General features: G+C 69.9%; 23 protein-coding genes. 5 read left to right on the top strand and 18 right to left on the bottom strand.

Features of this window, described 5'->3' with window-relative positions; translation table 11 throughout:
• Positions 1-5 precede the first annotated feature (5 nt).
• The 13 genes from DLJ53_RS24415 to DLJ53_RS24360 form a co-directional block, all read right to left on the bottom strand.
• On the bottom strand, positions 6-413 hold the full coding sequence (locus tag DLJ53_RS24415; RefSeq protein WP_111350119.1) for a DUF3168 domain-containing protein: 408 nt from the start codon (positions 411-413) through the stop codon (positions 6-8).
• Positions 410-736: a phage head closure protein gene (locus DLJ53_RS24410; protein WP_162409514.1), complete on the bottom strand. Its 327-nt coding sequence runs from the start codon at positions 734-736 to the stop codon at positions 410-412. Before DLJ53_RS24410 ends, DLJ53_RS24415 begins: the two co-directional genes overlap by 4 nt.
• Positions 733-1305, bottom strand: coding sequence for a head-tail connector protein (locus DLJ53_RS24405; RefSeq protein ID WP_111350116.1), 573 nt, complete (start codon positions 1303-1305; stop codon positions 733-735). The genes DLJ53_RS24410 and DLJ53_RS24405 overlap by 4 nt, the downstream gene beginning before the upstream one ends.
• A gap of 144 nt (positions 1306-1449) precedes the next feature.
• Entirely contained in the window at positions 1450-2667 is a 1218-nt protein-coding gene (locus DLJ53_RS24400; RefSeq protein ID WP_111350628.1) for a phage major capsid protein, read from the bottom strand.
• Between the two features lie 3 nt (positions 2668-2670).
• A complete protein-coding gene (locus DLJ53_RS24395; protein ID WP_244935155.1) occupies positions 2671-3228 on the bottom strand; it encodes an HK97 family phage prohead protease in 558 nt (185 codons plus the stop codon).
• Between the two features lie 20 nt (positions 3229-3248).
• Complete coding sequence (locus DLJ53_RS36155) at positions 3249-3392, bottom strand: hypothetical protein (protein ID WP_244935154.1); 144 nt, start codon at positions 3390-3392, stop codon at positions 3249-3251.
• A 35-nt stretch (positions 3393-3427) separates the two neighbouring features.
• Positions 3428-3613 carry a hypothetical protein gene (locus DLJ53_RS24390; protein WP_111350113.1) on the bottom strand — a complete coding sequence of 62 codons (186 nt, stop codon included), beginning with the start codon at positions 3611-3613 and terminating at the stop codon, positions 3428-3430.
• Positions 3613-4734 (bottom strand): phage portal protein, encoded by a 1122-nt coding sequence (locus tag DLJ53_RS24385; RefSeq protein WP_244935153.1) that lies wholly within the window; start codon positions 4732-4734, stop codon positions 3613-3615. Before DLJ53_RS24385 ends, DLJ53_RS24390 begins: the two co-directional genes overlap by 1 nt.
• Before the next feature lie 390 nt (positions 4735-5124).
• Positions 5125-6441 carry a DNA-packaging protein gene (locus DLJ53_RS24380; protein ID WP_111350626.1) on the bottom strand — a complete coding sequence of 439 codons (1317 nt, stop codon included), beginning with the start codon at positions 6439-6441 and terminating at the stop codon, positions 5125-5127.
• 71 nt (positions 6442-6512) lie between these two features.
• On the bottom strand, positions 6513-6830 hold the full coding sequence (locus DLJ53_RS24375; RefSeq protein WP_111350110.1) for a hypothetical protein: 318 nt from the start codon (positions 6828-6830) through the stop codon (positions 6513-6515).
• 201 nt (positions 6831-7031) lie between these two features.
• On the bottom strand, positions 7032-7460 hold the full coding sequence (locus DLJ53_RS24370; protein ID WP_404801164.1) for a YcgN family cysteine cluster protein: 429 nt from the start codon (positions 7458-7460) through the stop codon (positions 7032-7034).
• 31 nt (positions 7461-7491) lie between these two features.
• Positions 7492-7839, bottom strand: coding sequence for a DUF1491 family protein (locus DLJ53_RS24365; RefSeq protein WP_202913338.1), 348 nt, complete (start codon positions 7837-7839; stop codon positions 7492-7494).
• Positions 7840-7855: 16 nt separating this feature from the next.
• Complete coding sequence (locus DLJ53_RS24360; protein ID WP_146620079.1) at positions 7856-8428, bottom strand: peptidoglycan-binding domain-containing protein; 573 nt, start codon at positions 8426-8428, stop codon at positions 7856-7858.
• Positions 8429-8717: 289 nt separating this feature from the next.
• Here DLJ53_RS24360 and DLJ53_RS24355 point away from each other — a divergent pair, with 289 nt between their 5' ends.
• Together DLJ53_RS24355 and gpt are read left to right on the top strand one after the other, a co-directional pair.
• Positions 8718-9131 carry a hypothetical protein gene (locus tag DLJ53_RS24355; RefSeq protein WP_111350105.1) on the top strand — a complete coding sequence of 138 codons (414 nt, stop codon included), beginning with the start codon at positions 8718-8720 and terminating at the stop codon, positions 9129-9131.
• A 30-nt stretch (positions 9132-9161) separates the two neighbouring features.
• The gene (gene gpt, locus DLJ53_RS24350; protein ID WP_111350104.1) at positions 9162-9659 is read left to right on the top strand and encodes a xanthine phosphoribosyltransferase; all 498 of its coding nucleotides are present in this window, start codon (positions 9162-9164) and stop codon (positions 9657-9659) included.
• Between the two features lie 120 nt (positions 9660-9779).
• On the opposite strand, the gene rnd is transcribed toward gpt, so the two are convergent.
• From rnd to DLJ53_RS24325, 5 genes are all read right to left on the bottom strand, one after another.
• Complete coding sequence (gene rnd / locus DLJ53_RS24345) at positions 9780-11015, bottom strand: ribonuclease D (RefSeq protein ID WP_111350102.1); 1236 nt, start codon at positions 11013-11015, stop codon at positions 9780-9782.
• Complete coding sequence (locus DLJ53_RS24340) at positions 11015-12166, bottom strand: osmoprotectant NAGGN system M42 family peptidase (protein WP_111350100.1); 1152 nt, start codon at positions 12164-12166, stop codon at positions 11015-11017. The genes rnd and DLJ53_RS24340 overlap by 1 nt, the downstream gene beginning before the upstream one ends.
• Positions 12154-13878 (bottom strand): N-acetylglutaminylglutamine synthetase, encoded by a 1725-nt coding sequence (gene ngg / locus DLJ53_RS24335; RefSeq protein WP_162409550.1) that lies wholly within the window; start codon positions 13876-13878, stop codon positions 12154-12156. The genes DLJ53_RS24340 and ngg overlap by 13 nt, the downstream gene beginning before the upstream one ends.
• A 43-nt stretch (positions 13879-13921) precedes the next feature.
• The gene (locus DLJ53_RS24330) at positions 13922-15697 is read right to left on the bottom strand and encodes an N-acetylglutaminylglutamine amidotransferase (RefSeq protein ID WP_111350096.1); all 1776 of its coding nucleotides are present in this window, start codon (positions 15695-15697) and stop codon (positions 13922-13924) included.
• 240 nt (positions 15698-15937) lie between these two features.
• Positions 15938-17008, bottom strand: coding sequence for a CaiB/BaiF CoA transferase family protein (locus DLJ53_RS24325; RefSeq protein ID WP_202913337.1), 1071 nt, complete (start codon positions 17006-17008; stop codon positions 15938-15940).
• Between the two features lie 199 nt (positions 17009-17207).
• Between DLJ53_RS24325 and DLJ53_RS24320 the strand changes: the two genes are divergently transcribed.
• The 3 genes from DLJ53_RS24320 to cobN all read left to right on the top strand — a co-directional run bounded on the left by DLJ53_RS24320 (position 17208) and on the right by cobN (position 23043).
• Positions 17208-18011, top strand: a complete 804-nt coding sequence (locus DLJ53_RS24320) for a crotonase/enoyl-CoA hydratase family protein (RefSeq protein ID WP_211100674.1) — start codon at positions 17208-17210, stop codon at positions 18009-18011.
• 245 nt (positions 18012-18256) lie between these two features.
• Positions 18257-19315: a cobalamin biosynthesis protein CobW gene (cobW, locus tag DLJ53_RS24315; protein WP_111350090.1), complete on the top strand. Its 1059-nt coding sequence runs from the start codon at positions 18257-18259 to the stop codon at positions 19313-19315.
• Entirely contained in the window at positions 19315-23043 is a 3729-nt protein-coding gene (gene cobN / locus DLJ53_RS24310; protein WP_111350089.1) for a cobaltochelatase subunit CobN, read from the top strand. The genes cobW and cobN overlap by 1 nt, the downstream gene beginning before the upstream one ends.
• The last annotated feature ends 23 nt before the right edge of the window (positions 23044-23066 follow it).

The following is a 23066-nucleotide window of genomic DNA, read 5'->3' as shown; positions in this document are numbered from 1 at the left end:
CTCCTTCAGTTCGCTTCCGTCAGCGCGCGGAACCGCAGCCGCGCCCGATAGGCCCGCCCGTCCCGGCTCGCCGTCACGTCCGTATCCCTGTGCCGCATCGAGACCATCCGGTGCCCGGCCGGCGCCATCGCCTCGCCTTCCAGCACCATCCGCACCCGGTCGGCGATGTCCGACGCCTCGCGCCGCCCCGCCGCCCTGGAATTCACGATCAGCTCGATCCGATGCTCCACCGTCGGCGGGTCGTCCCCGTCGAGGGCGCCCGAGCGCACCTCACCGATCGAAACGAACGGATACGCCGCTCCCTGCGGCACACCGTCGAACACCCCCGGCCCGGCCAGAAGGGAACCCAGCGTCCCGTCCGCGAGAAGCACCCGATGGACCTCGGCCAGAAGAGCATGCCTCGCATCGCTCATTCCTGCTCCTCCTCGCACAGGCAGGCGAGAAACCGGCGCTGCGGATCGAGATCCTCGACCGCCAGCACCCGGAGCCGCCGTGCCCCTTCCACGAACCGCGTCCCCCGGGCGACGTTGCCGTGGCGCCGCACCGTCACCCGGTGGGTCACGAGCCCGACGTTGCGCCCGTCCTCGACTCTCTCGCGGCGCCCGCGCGGCTCGACCCGCGCGAAGAGACTCGCGACCGGTGTCCAGGACCGCGTCGCCTCGCCGGCCCCGTCCGAGACCTCCGTCGCCACTTCCAGGACCAGTCGGTGCCGCAGTTCCCCCACCCCCGGCGTCACGCGAGCCTCGGCATGCGGTATGGCGCCGTCAGCGCCTGAACGCCCGATGCCACGTGGGCCGGCACCGCGCCGATCGCGGCCGCCTCGCGTTGCTCGTACCAGTACGACACCAGCATCAGCACCGCCTGCTTGAGCGATGCCGGCACGTCGTCCGGTTCACCGAAGCCGCAGGTGAAATCGATCTCGATCCCGTTGAGCGCCCGCGCACCCCAGAACCGCCCGGACGACAGCATCAGCCGCCCCGGGACGTTCGCCGTGTCGACCAGATAGTCGTCGGACGGCACAACCTCGGCCACGCCGTCCGCACCGTAGACGGTCACCGCATCCACACTCTTCACCGGACCCGGCGCGAGGCGGACGATCCCCCGAACCGGCGGCCCGTCCAGCACGATGCGCCAGCCCTGGCTGACCAGTGCGCGACCGGTGCGGCTCTCCACGTCGAGCCGGGCGGCCGCAATCAGCGCGTCCACCTTCGCGTCCTCGTCGGTGCCGTCGATGCGGGCGTGCAGCTTCGCTTCCTCGCGCGTCACAGGCTCGGCCTGCGGCGGTGTCACCAGGATCGCCACCATTGTTCCATCCAAGCATTGCCGCGCCTGCGCGGCCGCCGGTCGCCGGCGGCCCGGTCAGCGCGCGTGACCCCAAACAAAAAAGCGGGCCAGATCGTCTCTGGCCCGCCCTCTGCCGCCCGAAGGCGGCCGCCACCACGCATGGACTCAGGCGGCGAACTGCAGCAGCTTTATCGCGTCGAAGTCCTGAACGCCGCCACCGACACGCTTGGTCGTGTAGAAGAGGACGTTCGGCTTCGCGGAATAGGGATCGCGGAGCACCTTGATGCCCTGCCGATCGACGATCAGGTATCCCCGCCGGAAATCACCGAACGCGATCGCGCAGGCGCCGGTCGTCGTGAACTCGGGCATGTCCTCCGCCTCCACGATCGGGAAGCTCATCAGCCCGGCACGGCCCCCCGGAACCGACGGCGGGGTCCAGAGGTACTCACCCTCGCCATCCTTGAGCTTGCGGATGTGCGCCTGCGTGGACCGGTTCATCACGAAGTGAGCGTTCTGGCGGTAAGAGGCCTTCAGCGAATACACGAGGTCGACGAGTGCATCGCTCGGCGCAACGGTCGGGAACGCCCCGTTCTGCCCGGTCTTGATGACGCCCAGTGTCTCGTTCGCGAGGTCGCCCGCCTCGGTCGTGCCCGCATAGGTCACGATGCCCTTCGGCTGGGTCGTGCCGTTGCCGATGACGAACGCCTTCGTCTCCTGCTCGGCGAAGACCATCTCGATCTCACCGGCCAGCCACTCGCCGACGTCGATCGCCGCGTCCTCGACCAGGACCGACGACGCCGCCGGCACCGCATAGAGCTCCCCGGTCGGAAAGTTCAGCGCCTTCAGCGTGGTGGCGTCGGCCGGCCGCGCCGTCGTCTCGTCGGAGGCCCAGGCGCCGGTCAGACCGTTCGGAACCGCCTTGCGGAAGCTCGTCGCCGAGATCGACCGCACCGTCGCGATCGAACGGAACGGCGACACCTCGGCGAGGCGGCGCATCACCTCCGCCTCCACCTCGACCGGCATCGCCAGACCGCCGTCCGACGCCATCGCCTTCGTCTCGAGAGCGCGCATCGCCTGCTCGTCGCCGGAGCGGACGAAGGCGCCGAAAGCGCTCTTCGTCTCGTTCGCCGCAACCGGCGCCCCGCCCATCAGCGACGGGCGGGCGCCGCGCAGGACCATTTCGTCCATCCGGCGCTGCTGCGCGTCGAGAGCCGCCTCGACCCGTGCCAGCTTGTCGACCGTCAGGACGTCCGCGCCCTTCTTCTCCAGCTCGGCCAGCCGGCGGTCGTTGGTCTCACGGAAGACCTCGAACGCCCCCATGAATTCGCCGAACGCATTGTTCAGCTCGGCCTTGGTCTCGGGCGCACCCATCTCGTTGTCCATCATCTACCTCGTTTGACGAAGAATGGCCGTTTCCCGACGCAGCAAGGCGACCAGCCCAGCGTCCACGGCAGCTTCGGGAGCGACGCCCCCAGCCTCGGCACGGCCGCGTCCTGCGGCCCGCGCCCTCGCCTCCGGGAGCATCGGCGACGCGACCAGCGACACCTCCCAAAGATCGATCTCGGTCAGCCGGCGCACCCGCGCCAGCCGGTCCTCATCCGCACCGACGGTGCGAAACCCTATCGACAGCCCGTCGAGCCTTCCGGCTCGCATCAGCGCTCCGGCCCGCGCCGCGTCCGCCGATCCGGCGATCCGCCCCTCGACCCACAGGCCGCGGCGGTCCTCCTCGAGCCTCAGCCAGACGCCGACCGGAGCCCTCGGATCATGCTCCAGGAGCATCCGCACGCCCCGCGCCCCGCGCAGCCGCAACGTCCGTGCAAAGGCCCCCGGCATGACGACGTCGCCCGAGAGGTCCATCCGCCCGAACAGCGAAGCGTAGCCACAGAACCGCCCGTCCGCCGCGACCGCCTCCAGCGGCGCCGCGAACTTGCGCTCCGGTGCCACGCCGGTCCCTCCGGCCGACGTCACGGAAGCCCCCGCCGCTGCCGGAAGCTGATCACCCGCGGCTCGTTCTTGACCCGCTCCTCGAGCGCCACCCGCTCGACGATCCGCGCGAACTCCTCGAACACGGACACGTGCTCGACCGTCTGAACCGTCGTCAGCCGCAACAGCGGCTCCGCAGTGCGGCGAAAACATCCCACCATCACGTCTGTCCAAACATGCGATTGAGCTTGGCGACGGCGTTCACGAACTCGGAGAAGCGCCTGTTCGAGCGCGCCAGCTCGCGCATGGTCCACACGAGCAGTCCCGAGGACGCCGACGCCCAAAGAAAAAGAGCGAGGTGCGCCAGGTCACCTCGCTCCACGACCGACTGCGTCAGCGGATCCATCAGTCCGGAACGGCATCACCGCCGCCCTCCTGCCGTCCGCCGTCGCCAACCCCATATCCGACCGCGGCCCGCTTCTCGTCGCGCGTCAGGAAGTCGGCCGCCGCCACGCGATCCCAGAGCGCGTCGCGCTCCACCGCCAGCGCCTCGACCCCGTCCGGATCGAACGCCAGCCGCAGTCCCGGTTCGTACGCCGCGCCCAGCCAGTTCCCCATCGCCTGGACCGTCCGGTTCACCAGCGGCAGCACCGTCTGGCGCCAGAAGGCCCGGTTCGCCTCGCGATAGTTGGCGTAGGTGTTGTCGCCGGGGATCCCGAGCAGCATCGGCGGCACCCCGAAGGCGAGCGCGATCTCCCGCGCCGCCTGGTTCTTCGCCTCGATGAAGTCCATGTCCCGCGGCGACATCGCCATGGTCTTCCAGTCGAGCCCACCCTCGAGGAGCAGCGGCCGCCCGGCGTTCCTGGCGCCGGTATACCCGTCCTCCAGCTCCGCCTTCAGCCGCTCGAACTGCTCGTCGTTGAGGTGCCCCTCTCCGGTGTAGACGAGCGCCCCGGAGGGCCGCGCCGCGTTGTCCAGCAGCGCCTTCGACCACGCCCCCGACGCGTTGTGGATGTCGAGCGAGGTCTGCGCCGCCTCGATCGGCGCGAACCCGTAGTGGTCGTTCAGCGGATGAAACAGCGACAGGTGCAGGATCGGCGGTACCGCCCCGTCCTGCGCAAACCGCACCACCCGCCCGGCGACCGAGTACTCGAACGCCTGCGGCCAGCCGTCCGCCCCGGCCACGACCTTCATCCGGTCCGGCCGGAGCGCGAAGAGCTCCCGCGGCTCGCCGTCGAGGGCGACAACCTCGAGGTAGGCGTTCCCCGCCACCATCAGGTGCCCATAGACGGTCTCCATCAGCGACACGCCCGACTGCGCCGGATTCGGCCGCTGCAGGAGGGCGAGCAGCGGATGCCTCTCGATCTCCTTCTCGCCCTCGTAGAGGAGCCACGGTGCGGAGGCCGCCGCCTCGGCGATCATCCGCACCGAGCGGAAGACGACCGGGTTCCTGGCGAACCCCTCCTGCGCCAGCGACGCGTAGTCGCGCGGCGTCCAAACCGGACGGCCGAGCGCTTCCACGCTCATGAGCCGTCCCACGCGCGACGCCTTGGTCTCGCGTCTGCCAAAGATGCCCATCGCACCCCCTTCCGGGACAAAAGAAAAGGGGCCCCGATGGAGCCCCCTGGTCTCGACATCTGCCGCGCCTCCGGTCGCCCGCCCGCACGGCGCGAGGGCTGCGGCCGGGTCAAGGGCGCGCGAAGCGCGGGCGCAGCCTTCACCCTTGACGCGGCCGCGGCCCGATCCACCCTGGCGCAGGGGTCGGGGAGGAGCCGGAGCGCAGGGCGAAGCCCGAGCACCGGAAGCCACCCCAACCCCTGCCTGCCGGCGAGGCGGAGGGAGCGCGAGGGAGGAACGCCCTCGCCCATCGACGAAAATGCCGGCGCGAAGCGCCGACCGCACCCTCTTCCGCCGCCGCTACCCGAACCGCCGGACCCGTGGCACCGACGTTGGCGCATCCGGACACAGCATCAGCACCGTCAGCGCCCAGACGAGGGCGTCGATCCGGTCCGGCGAGGCGCCTCCGGACGTCCCCGCCGGCACGAAATTGCACATCTGGTCCTCGAGCTCGGCCATCGGCCCCACGTGGCTGACGCGCCCCTGCTCGTAGAGCTGCGCGACTGGCTCGGCCCGCAGCCACTTGCCCCGCGTCGCCCGCACCGGCGTGACCGGCACCGACGGATCCACCTGGGCGACCACGGTCGCGACCATGTCGCCGCCCTGGTTGACCTCGACGACCAGCCTGTCGGCCTCCGTCAGGTGGTAGAGCCGCACCGCCCGCTCCGCCCAGACCTGGGGCGATGCACGGTAGACGGTCCGGTCCGCCAGCACGTACGCGCGCTGGTCCACCCCGATCCCGGCCGCCACGATCCCGCAGGCATCCGACTTCGCATGGCTCGTCGCCGGCGGATCGACCGCCACCACGACCCGCATCATCTCCGGCGCCTGCGCCACCCTGTCCCGGTCGATCGACGCCCGCGCCCAGAGCGCGTCGTCGCGATCCTCGATCAGCTCGCCGTCGAGCTCCTGCCGGCCGAGCCGCGTCCCGCGATAGCGCTCCACAACCGCCTTCAGGAAGCCCGGCGCCAGATTGCCCCTGTTTTCGGCCGTCGTCATCCGCGACACGGCCGTTCGCTTGTCGCCCAGGATGCGCTTCAGCAGCGGCACCGCGCGCGGCGTCGTCGTCACGACCTGCCGCGGCCGGTCCCCCAGCCGAAGCCCGAACTGCAGCATGTCCCATGTCGCCTCGGCCGCCGGCCACTTGGCGAGCTCGTCCGCCCAGGCCGCGTCGAACTGCGGCCCGCGCAGGCTCTCCGGATCCGCTGCCGAGAACAGCTGAGCCACCGCCCCGTTGGGCCACTCCAGCCGCCGCCGCGACGGCTGCCACGCCGGCCGCTCCCGCCGCGGCGAGATCGCCAGGATCCCGGACACGCCCTCGACCATGACTTCGCGCGCATCGGCGAACGTCTCGCCCACGAGGGCGATCCGACCCGCCGGCTGCGTCGCGAACGGCGCGCGCCCCGCGACCATGCCACGGACCCATTCGGCCCCGGCGCGCGTCTTGCCGGCACCGCGTCCGCCCAGGATGAGCCATGTCGTCCAGCTCCCGCGGGGCGGGAGCTGCTGGCGCCGGGCCCACACCGCCCAGTCCCCGAGCAGCCCCTCGGCGATCTCCAGCGGAAGCTCGGCCAGAAACTCCGCGACCGCCCCGTCCACCGCCAGACACGCCCGCAAGGCCTCCCGTACCTCCTCGGCGCTCGCGCCCGGTGCGGCCGGCAGGGTCACTCCCGCCGCGCCCGCCCCCGTCACTCAGGCGCCTTCTCCGCCGCGCCCGACTTCCGGCGCAGCGGCGTGAGCCTAGAAAGCCGTTCCATCACCTCCGTCCGGATCCGCGCGAGGTCCACAGCCCCCTCCTCGCCGTCACCCGCGACCTTCCGGTCCAGCGACAGCAGCGTCTCCATCGTCTTGGCGAGATCGCCGAGCGTCTTGTGCTCCTTGATGATCTCGGCCCCGCCCGCAGCAATCCGCTTCTCGACCTCATGCAGCTGCCGCGAGAACGCCTCGAACATCCGCTCGACGAGGCCCGCGCGCCGGCCGCCGCCACCCAGCGCCAACTCGGTCATACTCGATCACTCCAGCTCGACGCCGCGTCACGCCGGCACCAGCCGGCGCAACGAAAAAGGGCGCGCCGCCTGCCCGCGGCGCGCCCAAGGCGCAACTCACACATCCCGCCACAGCCAGAACTACCGGGGGGCCTGAACCGTCTCTGACCCAACTCTGCGACAGTACCTAAGGTTTACTCGACCAGCGGCGCGGTGTCAACCTCAAGTTTCACTAACTTCGTCCCAAATTTCCGCCGGCCAGTCTACGAGGTGCGCTTCATACTCCTCGACGGGAATATCGTCCTCGCTCAGCACCCGGTGCCGAACCGACACGCCGGCGGCATGGACCGTGTCCGCCGAGCCGGACACCAGCGGGTGCCACCAGAAGAGATCCTTCCCGTCGGCGACCAGCCGGTAGGCGCACGTCGGCGGCAGCCAGTTCATCTTGCGCACCTCCTCCGGGGTCAGGGTCACGCAGTCCGGCACCAGTTCCGCGCGGTTTTCATACGACCGGCACCGGCACGTGCCGTGGTCGAGCAGCGTGCACGCGACGTTCGTCCAGGCAATCTCGCCGGTATCCCAGTCCTCGAGCTTGTTGAGGCAGCAGCGGCCGCACCCGTCGCAGAGTGATTCCCACTCCGCCGGAGACATCTCCTCCAGAGCCTTCGTCCGCCAGAACGGGTCAGCCAACTTCATCATCCATCAAAAAGACACGGCCCTCGCGATCCTCGACCGTCACCAACCATAGATCGCTGTCGAACTTCGCTTCCCGCTCGATGCGTTCGGCCACCTCGAAGCCCGGCACGCGCTCCAGGATCCGCTCGAACGCCCGAGCTCCGTCCTCGCGCATCCGCGGTCCGTAGAGGTCGACGCCGTCGGCGTGCAGGCACTCGATGAACACCGCACCGGCGCTTTCGTCGCCGCGGCGCGAAATCGAAACATACGCACCTGCCGCGCGGCATCGGCGGATGTAGGCATCGACCCACACCTGCGCACGAAGCCGCGGCATCGAACCATCGGCGAACATCATGGAAAAGGAAGTGGCGCTAGACGTCGCCCGTTGCAAGCGCCCTGATGACCTCGGACGAGGCAGCCCCCGACAACCCGTGATCGGCGGCGAACGCATCCAGGGCGTGCTGCGTGCGCGGCCCCATCTTGCCGTCCTCGGCAAGCGGCCCGAACCCGGCCGCATTCAGCCGCTTCTGGATCTGCAATGTGCTGAGCGCCGCGTTCTGCGCCGCCTTCGGCGCCCGCGGCGCTCCGGCCGGCACGCTGAGCGCCGCCAGCAGCCCGACGCTCGGCTCGCCCGTCACCGGCAGGCCCCGCTCGCGCTCGAACGTCTCGATCGCATCGGCCGTCTCGTCGTCCATCACCCCGGAGGCCGGCCCGCTATAGAGCCCCGAGGCGATGAGCCCCTCCTGGACCGAACGCACCATTCCCGAGGCTTCCGGCTCCGCCGCGATCGCCCGGACCGCGTGGACGTCGCCCTTGTCCGCCTCCGCGCCCGACGCGCCGTTGTGCGCGGCGTAGGACGTCTGTTCCGAGTTGCCCCAGAGCGGCGCCGGATGCATCCCGTCCTGCTCCCACATGGCGTTGCCGCCGACGAGAGCACCCGTCACGAGGAACCCGAGCGCAATCGCAGCACCACCCTTGCGGCGCTCCACGCGACGGCGCAAACGCCGCAGCGAGAGGGTGGCCGCATCCGCCAATTCGGCGAGCGGCAACTGGTCTATGCGGTCTCGAATGGTCAGGGCCCCGATCCTCCTCGCACAAGACCCTCGTCCAAACCAATGAAAAGGATGTTAAACTTCCCCTCACCGAGGACGACACAATCCGCATCACGCTGCGAACCGTGCCGTTACCCGCGGCGTCTAAAATCCGCCGCAGATCGAACCTCGGAGCCAGATCATGAAACTGCTCTTCAAGCTGGTCCTCCTCGGCATCCTCGTGGTCGCCGTCCTGCCGATGATCGCGCCGAACTCGCCGCTCAGCGGCGTGATCCGCGCGGCCACCGCGGACTTCATGACGTTCTGCGATCGCCGCCCCGATGCCTGTGAGGAGGGCAGTCTCTTCGCCCAACAGACCATGGAATCCCTGTTCGCCCTCATCGGGTCCATCGGGGCGTCCCAGGGCCCCAGCGCGCTGACCGCCTCCGATCGCGCCCTCGCTCCGACGCAGCAGCGCGCGACGGCGCAGCCGCAGGCGGACGGGCCCGTCATGGTGCAGACCCAGTCCTTCACCACGGTGCAAAATCAGGGCGATAACAACGCGCAGGACCGCAAGGCCGCATTCGCCGGGCACGGCAAGTCGTTCAGCTATTGACAATCCGCACGCCCGAGGCGAGGCCAGATCATGTCTGATCAGAAGCTGCCCGAAAAAGCCTTCCCCGTCTCCTGGGACCAGTTCCATCGGGACTGTCGCGCTCTGGCGTGGCGGCTCAGCGGCCTCGGCCCGTTCGAGGCCATCGTCTGCATCACCCGCGGCGGTCTCGTCCCCAGCGCCATCGTCGCCCGCGAACTCGGTGTCCGAGTGATCGACACGATCTGCATCGTCTCCTACGGGGAGTTCAAGCAGCTCGAGAACCTCACGGTCCTCAAGGACGTCGCCGACAGCGTCGTCAACCTCGAGCGCAAGAAGCTCCTCGTGGTCGACGATCTGGTCGACACCGGCAAGACGGCCCAGCTCGTCCGGCAGAAGCTGCCGGACGCGCACTTCGCCACCGTCTACGCCAAGCCCAGCGGACGCCCGCAGGTCGACACCTTCGTCACCGAAGTCAGTCAGGACACGTGGATCTATTTCCCGTGGGATCTCGGCTACTCGTTCCAGCCGCCGATCCGCGGCCCGATCTGAGCCGCCGCGCCGCCGCCCTCGCAGGACGCCGGCCGCAATCAGGCGAGGAAGCCTTTCGGGGCCACCCCGCCGGCCGCGCCGGAGCGTCGGCCAGCCCATCGGGGCCAGCCGCCCGCTCCCCTACTCGCTGACCGCCACCGTATCGTCGGAATCCGAGCGCTTGCGCCGACGGCGGCCACGTCCCGAAGCCGACGGGGCCGGGTTCAGCGGACGCTCGCAGTCGATCGTCTTGAGGGTGCGCCCGTCGAAGGCGATTCCGATCTCTCCGGAACGCAGCTTCAGCGCGGCCTCGCCGAACACCGTCCGGCGCCAGCCCGTCAACGCGGGTGCGTCCTGTCCGGCCACGATCGCCTCGAGGTCGTCCACGGTGGCCAGCACCTTCGGCGCCACCCCGTGGGCCTCGGCGGAAAGCTTCAGCAGCACCTTCATCAGCTCGACGGCCGAGCTCGCCCCCTCGATGCTGGGCTTCCGCTTGGGAAGCGACGGCAGCGAATCCGCCGGCCGCCCCGCGACCTCGTCCATGATCGTCAGGACCGCCTGCCCCAGCCGCGAACGCTCGAAACCCTTCGGCACGGCGCGCAGCTTGGTCATCGCCACCGGCGAACGGGGTCGCTGCAACGCCAGCTCGTAGATTGCGTCGTCCTTCATCACGCGGTTGCGCGGCACGTCCCGCTCCCGCGCCTCGCGCTCGCGCAGCGCCGCGAGCTCCTGCAGCACGGCGAGCTCCAGCGGCTGGCGGGCCCGCGCCTTCAGCCGCCGCCAGGCGTCCTCGGGCTTCAGGTCGTAGGTGTCAGGCGAGGCAAGCAGTGCCATCTCCTCCGCCACCCAATCGGTCCGATCCTTCTGCGCCAGCGTATCGCGCAGGTGGATGTAGACCAGCCGCAGGTGGGTGACGTCCGCCAGCGCATAGGCGAGCTGCGCCTCGCTCAGCGGCCGCGCCGACCAATCGGTGAACCGGCTCGACTTGTCGACCACCGCGCCGGTCACCCGCTGCACGATCTGGTCGTAAGCCACCGAGTCGCCGAAGCCGCACACCATGGCGGCGACCTGCGTGTCGAACAGCGGCTTGGGCACGTCGCCGGACAGGTGGTGGAAGATCTCGACGTCCTGCCGCGCGGCATGGAACACCTTCATCACCGACTCGTCGGCGAGAAGGGCGAACAGCGGTTCGAGCGAAATGCCCTCGGCCAGCGGGTCGATCAGAGCCGCCTCGTCCATCGAGGCGATCTGCACCAGGCACAGCTTCGGCCAGAACGTCGTTTCACGCAGAAACTCCGTGTCCACCGTCACAAAGGGCGCCGACGAAAGGCGCTCGCACAGAGCCGCGAGCGCGTCGGTTGTCGTAATCGTCTCCACTAGACCTGCGGCTTTACGGGGCGGGGGAACACGTCGGCATCTTCCATCGGCTGGGTCGGGAAGCCCGCGATCGAGCCCATCATCTCACGGTCGCGGCCGATCTCGACCGGACTGACCGCATACGCAGTCAGAAGCTCGGCGATCGAACGTAACGCGTGCATGTGAATCCGTTCATATCCGTGCGAGGCGTCGACGCCAAAGGTAACCAGAGCCGTGCGAACATCGTAACCGGCCTCCAGAGCGGCGGCCGAATCCGATCGATAATACTTAAAAATATCCTTCTGGTAGCGAATATCATTTTCCTCGCACAATTTCACCAGCTTCTGCGTCAAATGCCAGTCGAACGGCCCGGCCTGGTCGGCCATGCCGATCGTGACACCGAATTCACTCGAGTTCTGCCCGGGTGCCGTGGTGCCGTTGTCGATGGTGATCAGGGATGCGATGTCATCCGTCAACACCGAGGCCCCGCCAATACCGATTTCCTCGGCGATCGAGAAGATGAAAAAGAGGTCGACCGGCAGCTCTGCGTCGTTGCGGACGAGCGCCTCCATCGTGGCGAACAGGAGCGCGACGCCGGCCTTGTCGTCGAGATGGCGCGAAACGATAAAGTCGTTGTCGGTAAATTCCGGGGCGGGATCGATGGCGATCAGGTCGCCGACCGCAAAGCCCAGCCGCTCCAGGTCGTACTGATCCTTGATGATCGCATCGACACGCAGCTCGACGTTGTCCCACGACACCGGCTGCGTATCCACCTCCTCGTTGAAGGTGTGACCCGACGCCTTCAACGGCAGGATCGTGCCGCGATACGCGCCCTTGTCGGTGAAGATCGTCACCCGAGCCCCTTCGGCGAAGCGTGCCGACCAGTTGCCCACCGGCACCAGCTCGAGCCGCCCGTTGGGCTTCAGCATCTTCACCTGCGCGCCGAGCGTGTCGAGATGGGCGATCATGGCGCGCGCGCCGAGCGGGCTCTTGCCCGGCAGCCGTGCGCGGATCGCGCCGCGGCGCGTGATCTCCATCTCCAGCCCGAGCCGGCGCAACTCGCCGACCGCCGCCCGCACGATGGTATCGGTATACCCCGTGGGGGACGCGATCGAGAGAAGCTCGGCGAGCGTATCCTTCAGGTAGACGGTGTCGATCGTCAGGCGGGACACTGTTCCCCCGTGTCGAGCGAATTACGCGACGCCTGGCGCGCCGCATGCGGAATCGACTGCGGAAACAGCAAGTCGACAAAGCGCTCGGCGGTCGGTTGCGGCTCGTGGTTCGCAAGGCCCGGACGCTCGTTCGCCTCGATGAACTTGTACTTCGCACTGAGGTGCGAGGGCACCAGCAGATCGACGCCGACCACAGGAATATCCACGGCGCGCGAAATTTTCACCGCCGCATCGACCAAAGTCGGGTGCACATGGTCGGTCACGTCGTGGATCGTCCCGCCGGTGTGCAGGTTGGCCGTTCGCCGCACCTGGATCTCCCGACCCTCCTCCGGCACGTCGTCGTAGCTGAAGCCCTCGAGCGTCAGGCAGCGCTCGGTCTCGCCGTCCATCGGGATGTTGGCCTCGCCGCCGGTGGCCGCCGACCGCCGCCGGCTCTGCTTGGCGATCAGCTCGCGCACGCTCGAATGCCCGTCGCCGAAGATCCGCGCCGCACGCCGCACCGCGGCTGCCACGACGCGGTGGCCGATCACCACCAGGCGCAGGTCGTCGCCCTCGCAGAATTCCTCGACCAGGACGCGCTCGCAAACCTCCTGCGCACGCTTGAAGGCCGCATCGATGTCGTCGTCCTTCGTGAGGCCGACGGCGATCCCGCGCCCCTGCTCGCCGCGCGCCGGCTTGATCACCAGCTTCTCGTGCCTGTCGAACATCGCCCGGACGTCGTCGGGGTTCGCGGCCTCGATCTCGTCCGGCACCTCGATACCGGCCGCCTCGACGATCGCCCGCGTCACCGCCTTGTCGTCGCAGATCGACATCGCCACCGCGCTCGTCATCTCCGACAGGGACTCGCGGCACTTGATCGACCGCCCGCCGTAGGTCAGCCGGAAGTAGCCGTGCTCCTCGGAGATGATCTCGACGTCGATCCCCCGCCGCCGCGCCTCGTCGACGATGATCTTGGCGTAGGGGTTGAGGGACGCCTCCGGCGCCGGCCCAGCGAACAGCCGCTCGTTGATCGGGTTCTTGCGCTTGATCGTGTAGACGGCGAGCCGCTCGAATCCGAGCTTCTCGTAGAGCTGGATGGCAAGGTCGTTGTCGTGCAGCACCGAGAGGTCGAGCGTTGCGCAGCCGCGGTCCTTGAAGATCTCGGCAAGCCGCCGCACCAGCGCCTCGCCGACGCCCGAGCATCGCGTCTGCGGGTCCACCGCCAGGCACCAGAGCGAGGTCCCCTTGCGCGGATCCCCGAAAGCCCGGGCATGGTCGATCCCCGTCACGGTGCCGATGATCATCCCCGTCACGGTGTCCTCGGCGACGAGGTATGTGAACGCCCGGCTGTCTCGCCGGCGCCAGAAGAAGTCCGGCCGCACCGGCACCATGCCGCGCGAGGAATAGATGCGGTTCACCGCCTCCGCGTCTTCCTCGTTGGCGAGACGCCGGACAATGTAGCCTTCCGGCTTTCGATCGGACGGCTCATATTCGGGCAGGTCGAGACGGTAGGCATGGCTCGGGTCGAGGAACAGCTCCAGCGGCGCCGCCGAGAGCATGACGTGCGGCTCCTCGACATAGAACGCGATGTCGCGGCGCCCGGGCCCCTCGTCGCGCATTGCGTCCGCCAGCACCGCCGCCGACTCGTACGTGTCGGCGAAATGCAGCGTTCCCCAGCCGCAATCCAGCGAGACGTTGGTGGTCTCCGCGGTTCGGGACACCGGTTCATCCATGTTGTCGCGACCTGTCACCACTGCAGCTTCGGACATTAAAACCTCAGATCCGATGGGACTGTAGCCACATCTCGAGGAGCGCAACCTGCCAGAGTTCCGACCCCCGCAGCGGCGTGATGTGTGCCGGCGGATCCGCCAGCAGCTTGTCCAAATACGCGGGATTGAACAACCCACGCGTTTTGGCGGCCGAAGCGCCCAGGACGTCCTCGACCATCTCCTTCACCGGACCTGAAATATATTTCAAAGCCGGTACAGGGAAATACCCCTTCTTGCGATCGATGATCTCGTTCGGCACCAGCTGCCGCGCGACGTCCTTCAGGACGCCCTTGCCGCCGTCCTTCAGCTTGTGCTCGGCCGGGATCTTCGCCGCGAGCTCGCAGAGCTCGTGGTCGAGGAACGGCACCCGCGCCTCCAGCCCCCACGCCATGGTCATGGCATCCACCCGCTTCACCGGGTCATCAACGAGCATGACCGTCGAATCGATCCGCAGCGCCTTGTCGACCGGATCGTCCGCACCCGGGATCGCGAACTGCTCGCGCACGTAGTCCAGCGCCGCATCGTGGTCGGCGAGGTAGGGAGAGGCCACCTCCTCCGTCATGCGCCGGTAGTCGCGGTCGAAGAACGCCTTCGAGTACGCCGCCAGCGGGTCGTTGGCCGATGCCATCGGCGGGTACCAGTGATAGCCGCCGAAGATCTCGTCCGCGCCCTGCCCGGACTGCACGACCTTGATCTGCTTGGCCACCTCCCGCGACAGCAGGAAGAAGCCGATGTTGTCGTATGAGACCATCGGCTCCGGCATCGCGCCGACCGCCAGCGGCAGGTTCTCGATCATCTCCGAGGACGGCACGTAGATGCGGTGGTGGTCCGTGTCGAACCGCTTGGCGATGATGTCGGAGAACTCGAACTCGTTGCCGACCTCGCCGTGCGCGTCCTCGAAGCCGATCGAGAAGGTCTTGAGGTCCTTCTGCCCCGCCTGTGCCAGCAGCGCGACGATCACCGAGGAGTCGACACCGCCCGACAGCAGCACGCCGACCGGAACGTCGGCGACCATCCGGCGGTCGACGGCCAGCTTCAGCGCCGCCATCACCCGGTCGCGCCATTCCTCGCCCGACACCTTGAGGTCCTCGGCCGTCCGCTCGTAGCTGACACGCCAGTAGACGTTGTCCTTGAACTCGCCGTTCGGCTCCATCACCCGCACCGTCGCCGGCGGCAGCTTGCGGATCCCGGACAGGATGGTACGCGGCGGCGGCACCACGGCATGGAACGACATGTAGTGGTTCAGCGCCACGGGATCGATCGAGGTGTCCACCTCGCCTGCCGCGAGCAGCGCCTGCAGCGACGACGCGAAGCGCACCCGCTTCGGCCCGTTGGCATAGTAGAACGGCTTGATGCCGAACCGGTCGCGCCCCATCACCACGCGCTGCGTCTCGCGCTCGTGGATGACGAACGCGAACATCCCGTGGAACCGCTTCACGCAGTCGATCCCCCAGGCGTGATACGCCTTGAGGATCACTTCCGTGTCACCGGACGAGAAGAAGCGGTAGCCCTTCCCCTCCAGCTCCGCGCGCAGCTCCGGGTAGTTGTAGATGCAGCCGTTGAAGACGATCGAAAGGCCGAGCTCCGGGTCCGTCATCGGTTGCGACGAGCGGACCGACAGGTCGATGATCGTCAGCCGCCGATGGCCGAAGGCGAACCCGTCCCGCGCCAGGATTCCCTGACCGTCAGGCCCACGCGGCGCCATAGCGTCCGCCATCTTGACCACCGCTGGAACCGACGCCGCCGAGCCGTCGAACCGCACCTCGCCACAGATGCCACACATGAAGCGTGTTTCCCTCTTCGCTGCACTACCCGGGTGAACTCACCCAGGGAACATAGGACAGAAACCGGCATTTCGTTCCATTTACGCGAACGAAAATTTCTAGTTTCGTCCCTTGACGGCCTTCCCGCGGCGCCCGATCGCCCGCCCGGCCCCCGATCTCGTCCGGCCCAGCCTATCGGCCAAAGCCGCGTTCAGGAACCGGGGGGGCCGACACTCCTGAGAAACCGGGCCGACCGGGGTTCACCCGCCCCAGCCGTCCAGCACGGTCCCGACCGTAGTCGCAGCCTCGGCCGCCTTGCCCGGCAGCTCGAGAGTGGAACGCGAGAACCGGGGCGCCGGCGAAGCCTCCAGCTTCCCGTCCCGCTCGGCGAACACGCCGCGCGCGGCCATGTGCGCATGCGCCGGCGCCTCGCTCATCGTCAGGACCGGCGCCACGCACGCGTCCGTCCCCTCGAACAGGCCCGACCACTCGGCCTGCGTCCGTGCCGCGAAGACACGCTCCATCCGCTCCCGCAGCGCCGGCCACGCCGCCGTGTCCCACTGGGCGTCGAACGCGGGATCGTCGAGCCCCGCGATCCGCCTCAGCTCGGCATAGAACTGAGGCTCGATCGCCCCCACCGACATGAACCGCCCGTCAGCGCACTTGTACGTCCGGTAGAAATGCGCCCCGCCGTCGAGGAAGTTCGACTGCCGCGCCTCCACCTGCCGGCCCTTGCGCACCAGCATGTGGAACATGGTCAGGAGCCCCGGCACGCTGTCGACCATCGCGCAATCGATCACCTGGCCGCGCCCCGACGCCTGCCGCTCCACCAGCGCCGCGAGGATCCCCATCACCAGGTACATCGTCCCGCCGGCGTAGTCGCCGATGAGGTTGAGCGGCGGCACCGGCTCGTCCGGCGTCCCGATCGCCGCCAGCGCGCCCGTCAGCGCGATATAGTTGATGTCGTGCCCGGCCGCCTTGGCGAGCGGCCCGTCCTGCCCCCAGCCCGTCATGCGCCCGTAGACCAACTCCGGATTGCGCGCCGCGACGATGTCCGGCCCCAGCCCCAGCCGCTCCATCACGCCGGGCCGGAAGCCCTCCATCAGGACGTCCGCCGCCCCGATCAGACGCAGCGCGTCCTCGATCCCCGCCGGATCCTTCAGGTCCAGCGCCACGAAGCGCCGCCCGCGGGAGGCGATGTCGTCCGGATCGATGGTCGCGACCCCCGTGCGCTCGATGCGCACGATGTCCGCGCCCAGATCGGCGAGCAGCATTCCCGCCAGCGGAACAGGACCGATCGCGGCGAACTCGACGACCTTTACGCCCTTCAATGGCCCCGTCACCGGGCACGCCCTCGCACGCTTACCTTCCGGTTCAACATCCTCGCCCTCCCGAGATTTTTCCGTATCCCGCCGCGTTCTGCCGCCCCGCGCAAGTGCCACGGCGCCGCGTCCCTCGAACGGCTCGCATTTGCCGGCCGAGTGCTGTACCGCCATGGCAAAAGACGACACGAGACGGAGGAAGACGAGCGTGACCGACCCGGTCCTTTACGAGCGCGACGACGACGGCATCGCAACGATCACCCTGAACCGCCCCGACACACGCAACGCCATCTCCGACCACGACATGATCGAGGCGCTGCTCGACCGCCTGGAGGAGGCCGACCGCGACATCGACGTGCGCGTCGTCATCCTGACCGGAGCGGGGCCGGCCTTCTCCTCCGGCGGCAACCTCAAGACGATGTCCGGTCCCGGCGGCCTCGCCGACGAGCTCCCCGCCCAGACGCGCCGCAACTACCGCTACGGCATCCAGCGCATCCCGCTGGCGATGGAGGCGCTGGAGGTTCCCGTGATCGCCGCCGTCAACGGCCCGGCGATCGGTGCGGGCTGCGACCTCACGCTGATGTGCGACCTGCGCATCTGCTCGCACAACGCCCGTTTCGCCGAGAGCTTCGTGAAGGTCGGCATCATCCCCGGCGACGGCGGCGCCTGGCTGCTGCCGCGGATCGTCGGCTTCTCCAAGGCGTGCGAGATGGCGCTCACCGGCGACCCCGTCGACGCCGAGGAGGCGCTCGCCTGCGGCCTCGTCTCCCGCGTCGTCACCTCCGACGACCTGATGGCCGAGGCGAGGAACCTCGCCCGCCGCATCGCGGTCAATCCGCCGCATGTGGTGCGCATGACCAAGCGCCTCTTGCGCGAAGCCGGCCAGGTGAGCCTGCCGACCCTCCTCGAAATCTCCGCCGCCAAGCAGGCCCTCGGCCACGCGACCGCCGACCACAAGGAGGCGATCTCCTCCATGCTGGAGAAGCGCAAGCCGACCTTCACCGGCCGCTGACCTGACGGCCGGGGCCGCCGGCCCCCGCCGCCCACGCGCGGGCGGCCCCTCGTCTGGTCCACGGAACCGCGGTTCGCGCGGTTCCGCACAGGCGTCACCGGTCCCGGCCGCTGACGCCACGATCGTCCGCAGGCGGCACCCGCCCCGGTCCGGACGCAACGGGCCCCATCCACGCCTTTCCGACCCGTCGCCTTCCCATCGCGCCCTGCGCGTGGGATACGCTCTGGCGAAACGGAGAGTTGATTGTGCGCACCGAGAAGATCCCCGCGACCGTCATCACCGGCTTCCTCGGCGCGGGCAAGACGACGCTGATCCGTCACCTCCTCGAGAAGGCCGACGGCCGCCGCATCGCGCTCATCATCAATGAGTTCGGCGACCTCGGCGTCGACGGCGAAGTGCTGAAGGGCTGCGGCATCGAGACGTGCGGCGAGGACGACGTCATCGAACTCACCAACGGCTGCATCTGCTGCACCGTCGCCGACGACTTCATCCCGACGATGACCGCGCTTCTGGAGCGCCCCGCCCGGCCCGACCACATCGTCATCGAGACCTCCGGCCTCGCGCTGCCGCAACCGCTCGTACAGGCCTTCAACTGGCCCGGTATCACAGAGCGCGTCACCGTCGACGGCGTCGTGACCGTGGTCGACGCCGCCGCCGTCGCCGCCGGCCGTTTCGCCTCCGACCCCGCGGCCGTCGACGCCCAGCGCCAGGCCGACCCGTCGCTCGACCACGAGTCGCCGCTGGAGGAGCTGTTCGAGGATCAGCTCCGCGCCGCCGACCTCGTCGTCCTCAACAAGGTCGAGACGCTGGAGCCCGCCGCGCTCGACGCCGTGAGGGAGACCGTCGCCCACTCGACCCCGGCGCCCCACGTCGTGTCCCCTGCCGGCCACCTCCCGCCGGAGGTCCTCCTCGGCCTCGGCGCCGCGACGGAGACCCTCATCGCGGGCCGCAAGTCCCACCACGAGATGGAGCACGAGGACGGCGGGGAGCACGACCACGACGAGTTCCACTCCTTCGTGGTCGACGCCCCGGCGATCCCCGACCCGGACCGCTTCGTCGCGATGCTGAAGGAGATCGTGGCACGCCACGACGTGCTCCGCCTGAAAGGCTTCCTCGACGTTCCCGGCAAGCCGATGCGAATGGTGGTCCAGGGCGTCGGCGCGCGCCTCGCCTCGAGCTTCGATCGCCTGTGGCAGCCGGGCGAGCGCGCGACCCAGCTCGTGGTGATCGCCGAGGCCGGCGTCAACGAGAGCGCCATCCGCAACGAGATCGAGGCGGCCGTCGGAGAGCGGCTCTCCGCCTGATGCACCTCCTCCTCGCACAGCGCGGCACCATCGCCGACGAGGGCGAGGCGATCGACCTCGGCCAGACGCCCGCCGACATCTGCGTCCTCTCCGCGGCGGACACGGAGCTCGCCTCCCTCGCCGCCGCCCAGTCCGCGCGCCCCGCCGACGCGCCGGGCCTGCGCCTCGTCAACCAGATGCGCCTCGCCCACCCGATGAGCGTCGACCAGTGGATCGAGCGCACCGGACGGCATGCCCGCCTCATCGTTGCGCGCGTCCTCGGCGGGCGCGGCTACTTCCCCTACGGCCTCGACGCACTCCACGCGGCCGCCCGGCGCCACGGTATCCACTTCGCCGCCCTCCCGGGCGACGCCCGCCCGGATCCCGAGCTCGCCGCCCTCTCCACCCTCGACGCCGGGGACGCCGTGGCCCTCTGGCACGACCTCGTCGAAGGCGGCGCCCAGAACGCGGCGCGGTTCCTCGACCGCGCGCGCGCCATCCTCGACGACGCGCCCAGGCCCGGCCCGCCCGAGCCACTGCCGCCTGCCGGGATCTGGCTGCCCGGCACCGGGATCGCCTCGTTCGAGGATCTCGCCGCCACCTGGACCCCGGGCGCGCCGGTCGCCGCCATCACCTTCTACCGCGCGCTCGTCCAGGGCGGGCAGACCGGTCCCATCGACGCCCTCGCCGCCGCGCTGCGCGCCGAAGGCCTCAACCCGCTCCCCCTCTTCGCCGCGTCGCTGAAGGACGCGACCAGCCAGGAGGTCATCCGCGGCACCTTCGCCAAGGCGAGCCCCGGCGTCATTCTCAACACCACCGCCTTCGCGGCGAGCACGCCCGGCTCCGACGGCGGTACCGTGCTCGACGAAACCGGCGCCCCCGTCCTCCAGGCGATCCTCTCCGGCTCCACCCGGGCCGCGTGGGAGTCCGGCGCGCAGGGCCTTACCGCGCGCGACCTCGCCATGAACGTCGCGCTCCCCGAGGTGGACGGGCGCATCGTCACCCGCGCCATCGCCTTCAAGGCCCTCGCCCGGTGGGACGAGCGTACCGAGTGCAACGTCGTGCGCTCGGAGCCGGAGCCGGAGCGCGTCCGCTTTGTCGCCGAGCTCGCCCGCCGCTGGGCGACGCTCCCGGCCGACCCGGCCGACCGCCGCGTCGCCATCGTCCTCGCCAACTACCCCAACCGCGACGGCCGCCTCGCCAACGGCGTCGGCCTCGACACCCCGGCCGGCACCGTCACGCTTCTCGAGGCGATGCAGGCCGCCGGCTACGCCACCGGCCCGCTCCCCACGGACGGCAACGCCCTGGTCGAGCGCCTGCAACGCGCCCCCACGAACGCCAACCCGCAGAACCCGGCGACCGTCACGCTTCCGCTGGACGCCTACGCGAAGTTCTTCGCCCGCCTCCCGCAGGAGGTCCGCGACGCGGTCACCGAGCGCTGGGGCGAGCCCGAGGCCGACCCCTTCTTCGCTCCTGCCCCCGCTCCGTCCGGACCCGCCACCCCTTCCGGCGCATTCGGCCTCCCGCTGGTCCGGCTCGGCCACGTCCTCGTCGGCATCCAGCCCGCGCGCGGCTACAACATCGACCCGAAGGAGACGTACCACGCGCCGGACCTCGTCCCGCCGCACGGCTATCTCGCCTTCTACGCCTTTCTGCGCGGCGAGGTGGACGCCGTCATCCACATGGGCAAGCACGGCAACCTCGAGTGGCTGCCCGGCAAGGCGCTCGCCCTCTCGGACCGCTGCTTCCCCGAGGCCGTCTTCGGCCCGCTGCCCCACGTCTACCCCTTCATCGTCAACGACCCCGGCGAGGGCGCCCAGGCCAAGCGCCGCGCCCAGGCCGTCATCGTCGACCACCTCACCCCGCCGCTGACGCGCGCCGAAAGCCACGGCCCGATGCGCGACCTCGAGGCGCTGGTCGACGAGTACTACGAAGCCTCCGGCGGCGACGCGCGCCGCACCCGGCACCTCGCCCGCGAAATCCTGGACCTCGCCGCCACCAGCGGCCTCGCCGAGGACATCGGCCTCGCCGGCCTCGCCGAGCAGGACGCGCTGGAGCGCCTCGACGCGTGGCTGTGCGAGCTGAAGGAACTGCAGATCCGGGACGGCCTGCACGTCTTCGGCCGATCGCCCGAGGGGCGGCTGCGCACCGACCTCCTCGCCGCCCTGGTGCGCACCCCTCGCGGCGAACAGCCCGGGGACGCATCCCTCCTGCGCGCGCTCGCCGCCGACCTCGCGCTCGGCTTCGACCCGCTCGCGTCGGCCATGAGCACGCCCTGGACCGGCCCGCGCCCCGACGCCCTCGGCGCCTCCGCCGCCCCGTGGCGCACCGAGGGCGACACCATCGAGCGCCTCGAGGGGCTCGCCGCGGACCTGATCGACGGCGCGCCCTGCCCGCCCAGGTGGACCGCCACGGCCGCCGTGCTCGCCGAAATCGGCACCCGCCTCGCCCCGGCGGTCGACGCCTGCGGGCCGCGTGAGATCGCCGGCGTCCTCACCGCGCTCGACGGGCGCTTCGTGCGCCCCGGCCCCTCGGGCGCGCCGAGCCGCGGCCGCCCCGACGTGCTCCCGACCGGGCGGAACTTCTACTCCGTCGACACGCGCTCGGTACCGACCCCGGCGGCGTGGGAGATCGGCCGCCGCTCGGCCGAGCTGGTCCTGACCCGGCACCTGCAGGACCACGGCGACTGGCCGACGTCCATCGCCCTCTCCTGCTGGGGCACGGCCAACATGCGCACCGGCGGCGACGACATCGCCCAGGCCCTCGCCCTGATCGGCGCCAAACCGCTCTGGGACCCGGCCTCGCGCCGCGTCACCGGCTACGAGATCACCCCGCTCGCGGTCCTCGGCCGCCCGCGCATCGACGTCACCTTGCGCATCTCCGGCTTCTTCCGCGACGCCTTCCCGGACCAGATCTCGCTTTTCGACCGCGCCGCCCGCGCCATCGGCGCGCTCGAGGAGGACGCCGCCGAGAACCCCATCGCCGCCCGCATGCGGTCCGAGCGCGAGACCCTCCTCGCCGGGGGCACCCCGGAGGACGAGGCGGCCGCCCGCGCCGGCCACCGCATCTTCGGCTCGAAGCCCGGTGCCTACGGCGCAGGCCTCCAGGCGCTTATCGACGAGGGCGGCTGGGAGACGCGGGACGACCTCGCCGAAGCCTTCTCCGTCTGGGGCGGCTACGCCTACGGCGCCCGCGCGGAAGGAACCCCCGACCGCGACGCGCTACGGACGCGCCTCGCCACCGTGGAAGCGGTGCTCCACAATCAGGACAACCGCGAGCACGACCTCCTCGATTCGGACGACTACTACCAGTTCGAAGGCGGCCTCACCGCCGCCGTGCAGCGCGAGCGCGGCACGCGGCCGGCCGTCTACCACAACGACCACTCCCGCCCCGAGCGCCCCGTCGTGCGCACCCTCGAGGAGGAGATTGCCCGCGTCGTGCGGGGCCGCGTCACCAATCCGAAGTGGATCGCCGGCGTCATGCGGCACGGCTACAAGGGCGCGTTCGAGATGGCGGCGACGGTCGACTACATGTTCGCCTTCGCCGCCACCACGGGCGCCGTGAAGGACCATCACTTCGACGCCACCTACGCCGCCTTCGTCGCCGACGAGACGGTCGCCGCGTTCATGAAGGCCAACAACCCCGCCGCGTGGACCGAGATGACCGCCCGGCTCGGCGAAGCGATCGCCCGCGGCCTCTGGCATCCCCGCTCGAACGAGGCCGCCGCCACCCTGACCGCCACGGCCTGACCGCCGCGCGACCACGGCACTGC

The sequence above is a fragment of the Acuticoccus sediminis genome (assembly GCF_003258595.1).
GTDB classification, from domain to species: domain Bacteria; phylum Pseudomonadota; class Alphaproteobacteria; order Rhizobiales; family Amorphaceae; genus Acuticoccus; species Acuticoccus sediminis.
The sequence above is the reverse complement of the archived record's forward strand: the minus strand, read 5'-3'. Positions and strand labels throughout refer to the sequence as shown.